Raw genomic sequence first — 14734 nt, forward strand, 5'->3', positions numbered from 1 at the left:
CCTCCATGACGCGCGGCAAATGGCTGGCAGCCTTGTGCCTGATGCCCTTCGCCCTGTTCTTCATCGTGTTCGAAATCGCCCCGCTGGTATGGGTGATGATCAATAGCCTGGAATCGGAAGAGTTCGGTTGGGGATTGGCCAACTTCACCCGGATATTCAATTCGAAGTTCTATATGCAGGCGATCCAGTACAGCCTCGAGATCAGTTTCTGGTCCAGCGTATTCGGGATCATCATCGCCGTGCTCGGGGCCTATTCCTTGCGCCGGGTCGACTCGAAACTGCGCAACTTCGTCAACGCCTTCGCCAACATGACCAGCAACTTCGCCGGCGTGCCCCTGGCTTTTGCGTTCATCATCCTGTTGGGTTTCAACGGCACCTTCACCATCATGCTCAAACAGGCCGGCATCATCCAGGACTTCAACCTGTATTCGAAAACCGGGGTAATCATTCTCTACACCTACTTCCAGATTCCCCTTGGCGTGCTGCTGCTCTACCCAGCCTTCGACGCCTTGCGCGAAGACTGGCGCGAGTCCGCCGCACTGCTCGGTGCGAACGGCTGGCAGTTCTGGCGGCATATCGGCCTGCCGGTGCTCACCCCGGCCCTGCTCGGCACTTTCGTGATCCTGCTGGCCAATGCCCTCGGCGCCTACGCCACGGTGTACGCACTGACCACCGGCAACTTCAACGTGATGCCAATCCGCATCGCGGCGATGGTCTCGGGCGACATTTCCCTGGACCCGAACCTGGCCAGCGCCCTGGCCGTGGTGCTGGTGGCCTTGATGACCCTGGTGACCATCGTGCATCAGCTGCTGTTGAAGAGGAGCTACCATGTCTCGCGCTGAATTGGGCCCCATCGGTATCTACCACCGGGTAGTGGTCTACCTGCTGTTCGCCATTCTGTTGTTGCCGCTGCTCGGCACCTTTATCTATTCGATTTCCAGCAGTTGGTCGGCCACCATCCTGCCCAGCGGTTTCAGCATCAAATGGTACGTGCACCTGTGGAGCGATCCACGTTTCCTGCAAGCGTTCGGGCAATCGCTGCTGGTTTGCGTTGGCTCATTGATCCTTTCGGTGGTGCTGATTCTGCCGTTGCTGTTTGTGGTGCATTACCACTTTCCGAAACTCGATGCGCTGATGAATATCCTGATCCTGCTGCCCTTCGCCGTGCCGCCGGTGGTGTCGTCGGTGGGGCTGTTGCAGCTCTACGGTTCCGGGCCGTTCGCCATGGTCGGCACGCCGTGGATCCTGATCGGTTGCTACTTCACCGTGGCGCTGCCGTTCATGTACCGGGCGATCACCAACAACCTGCAAGCGATCAACCTGCGCGACCTGATGGACGCCGCCCAACTGCTCGGCGCCAGCACTTTTCAGGCGGCGATCCTGGTGGTGCTGCCGAACCTGCGCAAAGGCCTGATGGTGGCGTTGCTGCTGTCATTCTCGTTCCTGTTCGGTGAGTTCGTGTTCGCCAACATCCTCGTCGGCACCCGCTACGAAACCCTGCAGGTCTACCTCAACAACATGCGCAACAGCAGCGGCCACTTCACCAGTGCGCTGGTTATTTCCTACTTCTTTTTCGTGCTGGTTCTGACCTGGGCGGCCAATATCTTGAACAAGGACAAAAGCGAATGAGCTATGTCAGCGTCCAACATCTGCAAAAGAATTACGCGGGCACCACAGTGTTCAGCGACATCAATTGCGAAATTCAAAAGGGTGAGTTCGTCACCTTGCTCGGCCCGTCCGGTTGCGGCAAATCCACGCTGCTGCGTTGCATCGCCGGCCTGACCTCGGTGGATGGCGGCAAAATCCTGCTCGATGGTGTCGATATCGTGCCGTTAAGCCCGCAGAAACGCGGGATTGGTATGGTGTTCCAGAGTTATGCGCTGTTCCCCAACATGACTGTCGAACAGAACGTCGCCTTCGGCTTGCGCATGCAGAAGGTCAACGCCGACGACACTCAGAAACGCGTTGCCGAAGTGCTGAAACTGGTGGAGCTGCATGATTTTGCTGCCCGCTATCCACATCAGCTGTCCGGCGGCCAATGCCAGCGTGTCGCCCTCGCCCGCTCACTGGTGACCCGACCACGGCTGTTGTTGCTGGACGAACCGCTGTCGGCCCTCGATGCGCGTATCCGCAAGCACCTGCGCGAACAGATCCGTCAGATCCAGCGTGAACTGGGCCTGACCACAATTTTCGTCACACACGATCAGGAAGAAGCCCTGACCATGTCTGACCGGATTTTCCTGATGAATCAGGGAAAAATCGTACAAAGCGGCGATGCCGAAACCCTCTATACCGCACCGGCGGATGTGTTCGCCGCCGGTTTTATCGGCAACTACAATCTGCTGGACGCCGACAGCGCGACGAAACTCCTGCAGCGACCGGTCAATCATCGGATTGCGATTCGTCCGGAAGCCATCGAGTTGAGCCTGAACGGTGAGCTCGATGCGCTGGTACGCAGTCACAGCCTGCTGGGCAACGTGATTCGCTACCGGATCGAAGCCCGGGGCGTGGAGTTGGTGGTGGATGTGCTCAACCGTTCGGCCTCCGATCTGCACCCCGATGGTCAGCGCCTGGCGCTTTCCATCGATCCGACGGCCCTGTGTGAGGTAGCCTGATGCCTATGCTTATCCTGAAGAGAGAACTGCACTGATGGCCCTGGCAATTTTTGATCTGGACGAAACCCTGATCCACGGCGACTGCGCCTCCCTGTGGAGCGAGCAAATGGTCCGCCTCGGCTGGGTCGACAGCGAATCCTTCCTGCGTCGTGACAGGGAGTTGATGGATGCCTACGGCCGGGGCCACCTGGCGATGGAGGACTACATGGCTTTCAGCCTGGAGCCCTTGATCGGCCGCACGCCCGAAGAAGTCGAGCATCTGGTCGGCCCCTGGGTGGAAGACTTCATCGAACCGATCATCTTCAGTGACGCCACCAAAGCCATCGCCGCCCACCGCAAGGCCGGCGACCGCATCCTGGTGATCTCGGCCTCGGGGGTACATCTGGTCAAGCCGATTGCCGAGCGCCTGGGCATCGACGAGATTCTCGGCATTGAGCTGGAAGTGGCACACGGTGCCTTTACCGGCAATACCGTCGGCACCCTGACCTACCGCGAAGGCAAGATCACCCGCTTGCTGGAATGGCTGGATGCCGAGGAGGAAAACCTCGAAGGCGCGAGTTTCTATTCCGACTCGCGCAACGACCTGCCGCTGCTGCTGAAGGTGGATTTCCCCCACGTGGTCAACCCGGATCCGGTGCTGCGCGAGCAGGCCGAAAAAGCCGGCTGGCCGATCCATGACTGGAAATAACAGATAACCCTGTAGGAGCGAGCTTGCTCGCGATGAACTTGAAGACGACGCGGGTTATCAGGTAGCACGCGTTATCGTTCACGACCATCGCGAGCAGGCTCGCTCCTACAGGTTCGGCGTTGGTCAGGCGAGGCTTTCGTCAATCACCAGCACCACCTTCCCCGCCACGGTATTACTCGCCAACTCGGCAAACGCCGCCTCGGCATCCCTGATCGGGAATGTCCTGGCCAGTTGCGGGCTCAAGCGCCCCTCGGCAAACAATGGCCACACATGCTGGCTCAGGTCGCTGAACAGATCGGCCTTGAATTGATCATCACGGCTGCGCAACGTCGAACCCAGCAACTGCACACGCTTGGCCAGCACCTGGGCCAGATCCAGTTTGGCCTCGCGCCCGCCCATCAGGCCGATCAACACCCAACGGCCATCCTGCGCGAGCAGCTTGAGGTTCAACGCCGCGTAGTTGCCGCCCACCGGGTCGAGAATGACGTCGAACGGCCCCAGGTCCCGCAGGCTCTCCAGATCATCGTTACGCACCACGCCGCCCTGGGCGCCGAGCGCTTCGCAGTATGCCAGTCGCTCGGCGGAGCCGACGCTGACCCAACACGGGTTACCGAAGGCCTTGCACAGCTGAATGGCCGCTGAACCAATTCCACTTGCCCCGGCATGCAGAAGCACTTTCTGACCCGGCTTGAGCGCCGCCAGTTGAAACAAATTCAGCCAGACTGTTGCATAAACTTCGGGCAATGCCGCCGCTTCGACCAGTGACATTCCGTCGGGAACCGGCAATACATGCCGCCCGTCGACAACCACCTCTTCGGCCATCCCGCCCCCGGCCAGCAAGGCGCAAACCCGATCGCCTACCTGCCATGAGGACCCGGCGCCGACCTCGCTGATCACGCCGGAGCACTCTAGACCAAGCACCTGGCTGGCCCCTGGCGGTGGCGGATAAAGGCCAGCCTTCTGCAACAAATCGGCGCGATTGAGGCCCGATGCCGCCACTCGAATACGAACTTGTCCTACATCGCACGCAGGACTCGGCTCATCAACCCATACCACTTGACCGTCAACGCCTTGCAATGCTTTCACAGTGCCTCCATAGTGAGTCTGGACTGAGCCCGAAGCTGTAGCGCCGGGCTTTTTGCATTATGCGACCGGCTCCCAAAGAACCGGCGACTTCAAAGACGGCCTAATATGCGTTATCAATTGTCCCCGCGTCGAATCAGCATGAAGCATCTGTTCCCCAGCACTGCCCTCGCCTTATTCATCGGTATCGGCTTGCTGCCGATGTCGAGCAATACTTTCGCAGCCAATAGCTGGGACAAGCTTCAACCCGATCGTGACGAAGTGATCGCCAGTCTGAACGTCGTGGAGTTGCTCAAACGCCACCACTACAGCAAGCCGCCACTCGATGACGCACGCTCGGTGATCATCTACGACAGCTACCTCAAGCTGCTGGATCCGTCGCGCAGCTACTTCATGGCCAGCGACATTGCCGAATTCGACAAGTGGAAGACGCAGTTCGACGACTTCCTCAAGAGCGGCGACCTGAACGCCGGGTTCACCATCTACAAGCGCTACCTGGACCGCGTAAAGGCGCGTCTGGACTTCGCCCTTGCCGAGCTGGGCAAAGGCGTCGACAAGATTGACTTCACCACCAAGGAAACCTTGCTGATCGACCGCAAGGACGCCCCTTGGCTCAAATCCACCGCAGAACTCGACGACCTGTGGCGCAAACGCGTCAAGGATGAAGTCCTGCGGATGAAGATCGCCGGCAAAGAGCCCAAGCAGATCCAGGAAACCCTGACCAAGCGCTACAAGAACCAGTTGGCACGCCTGGACCAGACCCGCTCGGAAGACATCTTCCAGGCGTACATCAACACCTTCGCCATGTCCTACGACCCGCACACCAACTATCTGTCGCCGGATAACGCGGAGAACTTCGACATCAACATGAGCCTGTCCCTGGAGGGCATCGGCGCGGTGTTGCAGAGCGATAACGACCAGGTGAAAGTCGTGCGCCTGGTGCCGGCAGGTCCGGCGGACAAGACCAAGCAGGTTGCACCGGCCGACAAGATCATCGGCGTGGCCCAGGGCAACAAGGAAATGGTCGACGTGGTGGGCTGGCGCCTGGACGAAGTGGTCAAGCTGATTCGCGGTCCGAAGGGCACCGTGGTGCGCCTGGAAGTCATCCCGGCCAGCAATGCGCCGAACGACCAGACCAGCAAGATCGTACCGATCACCCGTGAAGCGGTGAAGCTCGAAGACCAGGCCGTGAAGAAATCGGTACTGAACCTGAAGCAGGACGGCAAGGACTACAAGCTCGGCATCATCGAAATCCCGGCGTTCTATCTGGACTTCAAGGCCTTCCGTGCCGGCGACCCGGATTACAAGAGCACCACCCGCGACGTCAAGAAACTGCTGACCGAGTTGCAGAAAGAGAAAGTCGACGGCGTGGTCATCGACCTGCGCAACAACGGCGGCGGTTCCTTGCAAGAGGCCACCGAGCTGACCAGCCTGTTCATCGACAAAGGCCCGACCGTGCTCGTGCGCAACGCCGATGGCCGCGTCGATGTCCTGGAAGATGAAAACCCGGGCGCGTTCTACAAAGGCCCGATGGCGCTGCTGGTCAACCGCCTGTCCGCCTCGGCCTCGGAGATCTTTGCCGGTGCCATGCAGGACTACCACCGCGCACTGATCATCGGCGGCCAGACCTTCGGCAAAGGCACCGTGCAGACCATTCAGCCGCTCAACCATGGCGAACTGAAACTGACCCTGGCCAAGTTCTACCGGGTTTCCGGGCAGAGCACCCAGCATCAGGGCGTCTTGCCGGACATCGATTACCCGTCGATCATCGACACCAAGGAAATCGGTGAAAGCGCGCTGCCGGAAGCCATGCCGTGGGACACCATCAAGGCTGCAATCAAGCCTGCAGTGGATCCGTTCAAGCCGTACATTTCGCAGCTCAAGTCCGAGCATGACGGGCGTACGGCCAAAGATGCGGAGTTCGTGTTCATCCGCGACAAGCTGGCCCTGGCGCAGAAACTGATGGCCGAAAAAACCGTCAGCCTCAATGAAGCCGAGCGTCGTGCCCAGCACGCCGACATCGAAGCCAAACAACTGACCATGGAAAACATCCGTCGCAAGGCCAAGGGCGAAGAACCGCTCAAAGAGCTGAAGAAAGAAGACGAGGACGCCATTGCGGCCGAGGATGACAAGACCAAACCGGAAGACGATGCCTACCTGAGCGAAACCGGGCGGATTCTGCTGGACTACCTGAAACTCAACTCGGCGGTGGCCAAGCACTGAGTGTTGACAAGCGGCTGATGGCAATTTAATGCTAACGTTCCCCGGAGCGTCATCATACCGTCATCATTCTGTCGTGAAATAAAGGACCGGGCGTGCTCTTTTTACCAAGGGCACGCCCGGTCCTTTTTTATCGCCAGAGATCGCCATGACCACAACCGAACAGCTGAGCGCATTGAGCTCGATCCTGACTCATAGCGGTTTGCACAGCCTGTTCCAGCCGATCATCAGCCTCTCTGAACGGCGTATTCTCGGCTACGAAGCCCTCAGTCGCGGCCCCTCCAACAGCCCTCTGCACTCCCCTGTCGCCCTGTTCGCCGTCGCCCGCCAGGCCGGCCGCCTGAGCGAGCTGGAAATTGCCTGCCGCGAAAGCGCTTGCCGATGCTTCAATGAGCAACAACTGCCTGGCCTGTTGTTCCTTAACGTCTCTCCGGAATCCTTGCTCGAAGCGGCGCATCAACCGGGGCGTACCCTGCAATTGCTGCAGGATTTCGGCATTCCGCCGAGTCAGGTGGTCATCGAACTCACGGAACAGACGCCGACGGATGATTTCCAGCTGCTGCAAACCGCCCTGCATCACTATCGAGCGATGGGCTTTTCGATTGCGCTGGATGATCTGGGGGCGGGCTATTCGAGTTTGCGGCTGTGGTCCGAGTTACGGCCGGACTACGTGAAAATCGACCGGCATTTCATTGATGGCATTCATCAGGATGCGCTCAAGCGCGAATTTGTCGGCTCGATCCTGCAAATCGCCAAGGCCTCGCGGGCGCAAGTCATCGCCGAGGGTATCGAGCTACCCGAAGAGCTCACGGTGCTGACCGAAATGGGCGTGGACCTGGTGCAGGGCTACCTGCTCTGCCGCCCCCAGGAACACCCGCCGCGGGATGCCCGGGCATTGATGCCCCGACAGGACAGCACCGCCGTTGTCCTGAGCGAAGACGGCAGCGACCTTAGCGCCCTGCTCAACGAGCAACCTGCAGTGGACCGGGACACCCCGACCGCCACGGTGCTCGAAGCCTTTCGCCGCCAGGCCAACCTGAACTCGCTGGCGGTCCTCGATGAACAGGGCCAGCCCTGCGGCATTGTCCATCGTCATTCGCTGTCCGACGCCCTGCTCAAGCCCTTTGCCACCGACCTGTTCGCACGCAAGCCCATCAGCCGCCTGATGAGCGATGACTTCCTCGCCGTCGAACTGAGCCAGTCGCTGCAACAAGTCAGCCGCCTGATCACCAGCCGTGCCCGCCAGCGTATCGAAGAGGATTTCATCATCACCCTCAATGGCGGCTATCTCGGGCTGGGCCGCGTAATTGACGTGCTCAAACTGATTACCGAACTGAAGATCCAGCAGGCCCGCTACGCCAACCCGCTCACCCTGCTGCCGGGCAACGTACCGATCCAGCAATGCCTGACGCGGCTGCTGCAACAGCAACGGGAATCGGTGATCTGCTACGTGGACATCGATAGCTTCAAGCCCTTCAACGACATCTACGGTTATGGCCGCGGTGACGAAGTCCTGCTGTGCCTGGCGCAATGCCTGATCGACCGCGTCGACCCGTCCCGCGACTTCGTCGGCCACATCGGCGGTGACGATTTCCTGCTGGTGCTCGGTCCGGAAGACTGGCGCAAACGCTTGAACCAGTTGCTCGACGACTTCCAGAGCCAGTGCCGGCGCTTCTACCGCAGCGAGCACCTGGAAGCCGGCTGCTTCATCGCCCCGAATCGCCAGGGCGTGCGGCAGGAGTTTGCGCTGTTATCGCTGTCGATCGGCGTGGTGCATCTGCATCCACAGGCCTGTGCACAACTCGATGCGAGCCAGTTGGCGGAGATGGCTTCGCAGGCCAAGCATCACGCGAAGAATGTGCAGGGGTATAGCGTGCACGTGATTGATAGTCTGGCGCAGCGGATGTCGTATGGGGAGTTGTTCGTGGGGCAGCGGTGATTGAACTGACGCCCTCGCGAGCAGGCTCGCGAAGGCGTCAGACCAGCCACTAATTATCTGAAGAACCGCGAGACGCCAACTCTTTGAGTTTGATCTCAGCCAACGGATGCCCAGCCTTGGCAGCCATCTCCCAGAACCGCGCTGCTTCAGCCGGATCCGGAGCCTTGCTCGCTGTCCCGGCCAGACTGATCACGCCCACTTGATACGCCGCCTTGCCATCGCCCGCCAACGCCGCCAGGCGCAACAAACGCACGCCCTCCTCACGAGCACCGAGGCCGACGCCGCGAAACGTCAGAATGTGCCCATAGAAGCTCTGGGCGCCGACATTGCCCAGGTTGGCCATGCGGGCGAACTGGCCTTCGAGCCAGCGCCAGCCTCGTGGCTGACGGACAAACCATGACCAGTGAAACAATCGGCGCGCGAGCCAGTAACCGGCCCGTGCCTTGAGTTGTAAAAACACTCAGGCCTCGGCCGATTCCGGGTATTCGTACTCGAACACCCGCACCACTTCCGAAGCGTGCCAGGACGCGGCGGCAACGCCGTCCGACGGCCCGGAAAAACGCCCGAGGCGCTCGACACACTCAAAGAACCCGGTACGCGGCAAACGGCTGGCGCCCTGACTGATCACCAGTGAACTGCGCAATGGTTGCTCCGCCTTGGCGTCCAGGGCCGCCAGATGCTCAAGGGCCGCCGTCAGGGTCTGCATGGCCGGGGTCGGCAGCTGCAAACGCTCCAGCAATGCCCGATACGTCAACAGATGGCGCTGGCGACGCGCCTGATCAAGTTCGCCCAGCAATCCGTCCCAGTGTTGACGACTGATGCGTACGCTCACGATTCTTCCCTCCATCCTGGCACCGTCAATTCCCAGGCCAGGCTGCGGCGAATCGCGGCGTCGGGCAGACGCTCGCCACTTTCGATCATGGCCAGGTAAGACGGGCTGATGCCTACCGTGCGGGCGAGCGCCTCGATGGCGATGCCCTTTCCTTCGCGCAAACTGCGTAGTTGATCCAGACCCGGAAGAATCGTGTCTGGTGTTGCCGCCTGACGCTTCGTGGCTTCAGACGACGCTTGTTCCTTGATGCCTGCTGCTTTGAGTAACGCCTGATACTGAGCCCATGGCAGAACCGCATATTCGGGCTCGCCTTCGCGTGTAATTATCTGAATATCCATGACTACCCCGTAGGACAAAAACACTTAGCGAGTCGGCACTTTTCCTTAGAAGTGTAATCCTAACAGCGGCCAAGGTCGCGGGGGGCATCAATCTGTGAACAGGTCGCAATCGACTCAGTGTTTTTTCGGGCCTTGAAGTTGAAGTTGCTCGGGGGTATCAGGCAGACGCTCAACCACCGCGAGCTTTTCCGGTGCCTGCCGTTTGCGCCAGGTGCGGAAGGTATTGAGTTCGTCGTCGAGCACTTTCATCAGCCACGCCAAAACCGCAATGTCATCGAGCATGCCGAATACCGGAATGAAATCCGGGATCGCATCCACCGGGCTGAGGAAGTACATCAGGCCCGCAACGACCGAAATCAGCGCCTTGGGGCTGATGGCGCGATACTCACCGCGCCAGTAGGCCAGGCAGAGTGCCTGCAACAGCTTCAAGTCGTCCTTGAGCTTGCCCAGTCGATTGCCCTGGCTCGCGCCTTTGCTGGCGACCGCGAACAACAGGGTCGGCAATCGACCGCGTGCCAGCAGGCGCCCGGCCAGGGGCAGGAAACGAGCGAAATTCCAGGGTGCTTTCATGATTTCTCCCGTTGAAATGTTATCCACACAAATTGTGGATAACCTTGTGAACAGAGCAGCTTTTCACCGCTGAAAGCCCCGCTTTACAAGGCTTGCGTTCAGATCGGGCGTTTTTTACTCATCAAAAAAAACCCATAATTTCATTGACTTGGCGACGTTGTGCGTCTACCGCCAACGCTACTATGCCTGAGACTCCGGTCTAGAGCGTCTGTTCGTTTTGTTTACCCCTGCCGAGCGCCGGATGCAACAACGCCCCGCATGAGCGAGGCGTTGTTATCGAAGCAGACGCTGGTTACTTGGCAGCGGCGTCTTCTTTTGCCGGATCCTTGATGGCCAGCAGTTCCAGGTCGAATACCAGCACCGAATTGGCTGGAATCGCCGGGCTTGGGCTTTGAGCGCCGTAAGCCAGGTCAGCCGGGATGTACAGTTTGTACTTCTCGCCAACGTGCATCAGTTGCAGCCCTTCGACCCAACCCGGGATCACACCGCTGACCGGCAGATCGATCGGGCTGCCGCGCTCGACGGAGCTGTCGAATACGGTGCCGTTGGTCAGTTTGCCGGTGTAGTGAACGGTCACTACGTCAGTCGGCTTTGGCTGAGGGCCATCGGCTTTCTGCACGACTTCGTACTGCAGGCCCGAGGCCGTGGTGGTCACACCGGCTTTCTTGCCGTTTTCCTCGAGGAATTTCTTGCCGGCAGCGGCCGACTCTTCGCTCATCTTGGCCATGCGCTCTTCGGCACGCTTTTGCAGTGCGGCGAACGCTTCAACCAGCTCTTCGTCCTTGAGCTTCTGCTCTTTCTTGCCGACGGCGTCTTCGATGCCCTGGGCTACAGCTTTGGAATCAAGATCATCCATGCCTTCCTGAGCCAGGCTCTTGCCCATGTTCAGACCAATGCCGTAGGAAGCTTTTTGCGCCGGGGTTTTCAGCTCTACGCTGGTCTGCGAATCACAACCCGCGAGTACCAGGCTAACCAGGGCCACCGCCGCCGCCAACCGATGCTGTTTCATGCTATTTCCTTGTTCATGCGCCTAAAGGGCAATCGAGTAAAGCCGCGAGCTTATCAGGCCGCCACGACCAATGGCTACCGGCATGAGAGCCGGAAACATTTGATAAGTTCACGTGTTTAAACGCATTTCACAATTCGGCTGATGAAGCTTCTTTCATCTTGTTCCGACGCAGACTGATTCCAGAACCTACAACACCTGGCGTAATGGCCTCTTGCCGCACCTTGGGTACTCGGGCATAACGGCATGACAATTAGACAAGGATGTTTATCGTGCGCCTGTTCCTTCGCTTGCTGGTTCTCATCGCAGTACTGCTCGGGCTGGTCATGGCCGTGGTTCTTTACTACGTCGCCAACCCGAAATTGCCGGCCTGGTCGCCTGCACAACAGGTGCATTACCTGGCGCAATGGAGCGCCGCCGACCGAGAAACCTATTACTTCACCCCCCAGGGCACTCAGGTCAAAGGTTTGCGCTATGACTGGTTCACCGCCCTCGAACTGCCCTTCTCGCAGCAACGCTTCGCCGCCCCCGAGTACCTCGCACGTTTCGGTTTTCTGGTGGACCCCGGCCAGAATCCGACACCGAACAACCCGGGCAACCTCCCGGCAGGCTTTACCCGACACCAGAATGCGGGGAGCCCGGATGTGTTTCTGGATATCACCTGCGCGGCGTGCCACACCGGAGAACTGCGTTTCAAGGGTCAAGCCGTGCGTATCGACGGCGGTTCGGCGCAGCATGTGCTGCCGTCCAGTGTTCCTACACTCAAGGGGGGCAGTTTCGGACAAGCGCTGGTGGCCAGCCTGGTCTCGACCTATTACAACCCGTGGAAATTCGAGCGTTTCGCACACAACGTGCTGGGCCAGGACTACGACGCCCGCCACCAACAGTTGCGCAAGGAATTCAAATCTTCACTGGATACCTTCCTCAAAGTGGCCTGGAACGACACCCACCGCGGGCTCTATCCGACTGAGGAAGGCCCGGGGCGCACAGACGCCTTCGGGCGCATTGCCAACGCCAGCTTCGGTGACGCGATTTCCCCCGAAAACTACCGCGTAGCCAATGCCCCGGTCGATTATCCGCAGTTGTGGGACATGTGGACGTTCGAATGGGTGCAGTGGAACGGCTCGGCAAAACAACCGATGGCCCGCAACATCGGCGAGGCGCTGGGCGTGGGCGCCACGCTGGATTTCTTCGACAACAATGGACAGCCGCTGATGGGCGATGCCCGCTATCCCTCCAGTGTCCGTGTGCGCGACCTGCACCTGATCGAAAAAACCCTGCAGCGACTCTCTCCTCCCGCCTGGCCGGAAGATCTGTTGGGCGCGGTCGACAAGCCCCTGGCAGCAAAGGGGCGCGCCCTGTTCGCGGAAAACTGCGCGGGCTGTCATGTACCGAATACCACTCAGGGCGAGGGACGTTACGTTCAGCACCTGAAAATGCTCCCGGTGGATTACATCGGCACAGACCCCGGTGCGGCCAACAACATCGCCGACCACCGTTTCGACCTGACAGCACTGCAATGGAAGCAGGCGGAACTGGAAAAACTTGATGTAGAGCCAAAACCCGTCGAACCACTGGACCTGAGCAAGATGTCCGTGGCCAAGGGGCTGGCCTATGTCACGGCATTTGTCCTGGACCGAGCGTATCAAGACGCCCATGTCACCCCTGCCGAGCGTCCGGCAATGGACGGTTTCGGCCTGCCCATCGGTGTGCGCGAGTTGCGCTCGTACAAGGCCAGACCATTGGCGGGGGTATGGGCGACAGCGCCGTTTCTGCACAACGGTTCGGTACCGAGCATTTATCAATTGCTGTCGCCTCAGGATGAGCGTGCGACCACGTTCTACAAAGGCACTTTCGAATACGACCCGGGACACCTGGGTTACCGCACCGAAGCCTTTACCAATGGTTTTCTGTTCGACACGCGAATCACCGGCAACCACAACAGTGGTCATGAATTCCGCGCCGGCAAACTCGGCAATGGCGTGATCGGCCGCTGGTTGCAACCGGAAGAGCGCTGGGCACTGCTGGAATACCTGAAAGTGCTGGGCGGCCCGCTGGAAGCGCAATTGCCATGACCACAGCCTCAATCAAGAGGACTTTCCGATGCTGACAACTCTCTGGCTGCGCCTGGGCGCCTTCCTCGGCAAGCTGTTGCTGTGGTTACTGGGTCTTGGAGTGCTTGGCTGGGCGTTGGCCACCGCCTGGTTTGCCTGGCAGCATCACGGGCCGGTCCCGGCGCAGGAGCTGATTGCGGATGATGAAGCCGCGATGACCCAGGACATCATCCAGACCGCCGTGCGCATCGTCGATCAGCACCGTGAAAGCACCCGCTACCTGCGCGACGCCCATGCCAAGGCCCACGGTTGCGTGAAGGCCGAGGTTCAGGTGCTACCGGAACTGCCAGGCGAATTGCGCCAAGGCGTGTTCAGCGAGCCGGGCAAAACCTGGCAGGCGACGATGCGCCTGTCCAACGGCAATGCCTACCCGCAGTTCGACAGCATCCGCGACGCCCGGGGCATGGCGATCAAACTGCTCGATGTTCCGGGTAAACAACTGCTGAGCGATCAGCAGGGGCGAAGCGAACAGGACTTCGTGATGTTCAGCCATCCGAACTTCTTTGTCAGTAATGTCGCCGAATACCGTCAGAACGTCGCCGCCCAGGCCGATGGCAAAAAGATCATGGCTTTTTTCCCCGGCTGGGATCCACGCACCTGGCAGGTTCGCCACCTGTTTATTGCCCTGGCGACATTGTCCCCCGCCCCGTCGAGCCCAACCCGAACGACGTACTTTTCGGTTTCACCCTACAAATTCGGTGAAGCCAATGCGAAGTACCGGGTGATACCCGATCCGGACAACTGCCCGGCCTACAGCCTGCCGGAACAAAATCGCAAGCTGCCGAACTTTCTGCGCAATGCGCTGAACCAACAGCTGTCGACCGACCGGGTGCCTGCGTGTTTCGCCCTGCAAATCCAGCGACAGGACGCCAACAAGTACATGCCGATTGAAGACACCAGCATTGAGTGGCGCGAAAGCGATGCACCCTTCGAGACGGTGGCGCGGATCAACGTACCGGCACAGGACTTCGATACACCGGCGCTCAACCTGCAATGCGACAACCAGTCGTTCAATCCCTGGTTTGGCGTTGAAGCGCACCGCCCCATTGGCGGGATCAATCGCCTGCGCAAAGCCGTGTATGAAGCCGTCAGCGACTACCGGCACAGCCGTAACGCCGAACTGTAGGAGCGAACTTGCTCGCGAAAAACCAATGGGCGCGGCTGGGCATCTGAATTTACGCGTTATCGTTAACGATCTTCGCGAGCTAGCTCGCTCCTACAGGGGGAGCGAAAAAGCCAAACCCCAGACAGCAAAAAGCCCGCACTAGGCGGGCTTTCTGTGGTGATCTGGCGTTCAGTGTTCCAGATTACCGAATATGGCGCAGCGGA

Annotated in this window: 14 protein-coding genes; 8 read left to right on the forward strand and 6 right to left on the reverse strand. The window is 59.6% G+C overall.

Translation table 11 applies throughout. From position 1 onward, the window contains the following. The first annotated feature begins 5 nt into the window (after positions 1–5). The 4 genes from PMI31_RS09390 to PMI31_RS09405 are packed head-to-tail and all read left to right on the forward strand — an operon-like array spanning position 6 to position 3303. Entirely contained in the window at positions 6–842 is an 837-nt protein-coding gene (locus tag PMI31_RS09390; protein WP_162130431.1) for an ABC transporter permease, read from the forward strand. After that, positions 829–1629: an ABC transporter permease gene (locus tag PMI31_RS09395; protein ID WP_008017706.1), complete on the forward strand. Its 801-nt coding sequence runs from the start codon at positions 829–831 to the stop codon at positions 1627–1629. Before PMI31_RS09390 ends, PMI31_RS09395 begins: the two co-directional genes overlap by 14 nt. Then, complete coding sequence (locus tag PMI31_RS09400) at positions 1626–2615, forward strand: ABC transporter ATP-binding protein (protein WP_008017708.1); 990 nt, start codon at positions 1626–1628, stop codon at positions 2613–2615. The genes PMI31_RS09395 and PMI31_RS09400 overlap by 4 nt, the downstream gene beginning before the upstream one ends. Positions 2616–2649: 34 nt before the next feature. Then, positions 2650–3303 carry an HAD family hydrolase gene (locus tag PMI31_RS09405; RefSeq protein WP_008017710.1) on the forward strand — a complete coding sequence of 218 codons (654 nt, stop codon included), beginning with the start codon at positions 2650–2652 and terminating at the stop codon, positions 3301–3303. Positions 3304–3426: 123 nt separating this feature from the next. On the opposite strand, the gene PMI31_RS09410 is transcribed toward PMI31_RS09405, so the two are convergent. Continuing rightward, a complete protein-coding gene (locus PMI31_RS09410; RefSeq protein WP_008017711.1) occupies positions 3427–4389 on the reverse strand; it encodes a zinc-binding dehydrogenase in 963 nt (320 codons plus the stop codon). Positions 4390–4527: 138 nt separating this feature from the next. On the opposite strand from PMI31_RS09410, the gene PMI31_RS09415 reads away from it, so the two are divergent. Continuing rightward, positions 4528–6609, forward strand: a complete 2082-nt coding sequence (locus tag PMI31_RS09415; RefSeq protein WP_008017713.1) for a carboxy terminal-processing peptidase — start codon at positions 4528–4530, stop codon at positions 6607–6609. A gap of 145 nt (positions 6610–6754) precedes the next feature. Further along, positions 6755–8545, forward strand: coding sequence for a bifunctional diguanylate cyclase/phosphodiesterase (locus PMI31_RS09420; protein WP_008017714.1), 1791 nt, complete (start codon positions 6755–6757; stop codon positions 8543–8545). A gap of 49 nt (positions 8546–8594) precedes the next feature. Here PMI31_RS09420 and PMI31_RS09425 read toward each other — a convergent pair whose 3' ends face one another. The 5 genes from PMI31_RS09425 to PMI31_RS09445 form a co-directional block, all read right to left on the reverse strand. Further along, positions 8595–9005 carry a sel1 repeat family protein gene (locus tag PMI31_RS09425; RefSeq protein WP_008017715.1) on the reverse strand — a complete coding sequence of 137 codons (411 nt, stop codon included), beginning with the start codon at positions 9003–9005 and terminating at the stop codon, positions 8595–8597. Continuing rightward, on the reverse strand, positions 9006–9377 hold the full coding sequence (locus tag PMI31_RS09430; protein ID WP_003223109.1) for a hypothetical protein: 372 nt from the start codon (positions 9375–9377) through the stop codon (positions 9006–9008). Further along, positions 9374–9715: a helix-turn-helix domain-containing protein gene (locus tag PMI31_RS09435; RefSeq protein WP_008017716.1), complete on the reverse strand. Its 342-nt coding sequence runs from the start codon at positions 9713–9715 to the stop codon at positions 9374–9376. Before PMI31_RS09435 ends, PMI31_RS09430 begins: the two co-directional genes overlap by 4 nt. Before the next feature lie 114 nt (positions 9716–9829). Beyond that, a complete protein-coding gene (locus PMI31_RS09440; protein ID WP_008017717.1) occupies positions 9830–10285 on the reverse strand; it encodes a YkvA family protein in 456 nt (151 codons plus the stop codon). A 292-nt stretch (positions 10286–10577) separates the two neighbouring features. After that, complete coding sequence (locus tag PMI31_RS09445; protein WP_008017718.1) at positions 10578–11294, reverse strand: FKBP-type peptidyl-prolyl cis-trans isomerase; 717 nt, start codon at positions 11292–11294, stop codon at positions 10578–10580. A gap of 269 nt (positions 11295–11563) precedes the next feature. On the opposite strand from PMI31_RS09445, the gene PMI31_RS09450 reads away from it, so the two are divergent. After that, positions 11564–13366 (forward strand): di-heme-cytochrome C peroxidase, encoded by a 1803-nt coding sequence (locus PMI31_RS09450; protein WP_008017719.1) that lies wholly within the window; start codon positions 11564–11566, stop codon positions 13364–13366. A gap of 28 nt (positions 13367–13394) precedes the next feature. Next, complete coding sequence (locus tag PMI31_RS09455; protein ID WP_008017720.1) at positions 13395–14531, forward strand: catalase family protein; 1137 nt, start codon at positions 13395–13397, stop codon at positions 14529–14531. The last annotated feature ends 203 nt before the right edge of the window (positions 14532–14734 follow it).

The sequence above is a fragment of the Pseudomonas sp. GM55 genome, assembly GCF_000282395.1.
In the GTDB taxonomy this organism is placed as follows: Bacteria; Pseudomonadota; Gammaproteobacteria; order Pseudomonadales; family Pseudomonadaceae; genus Aquipseudomonas; species Aquipseudomonas fluorescens_CC.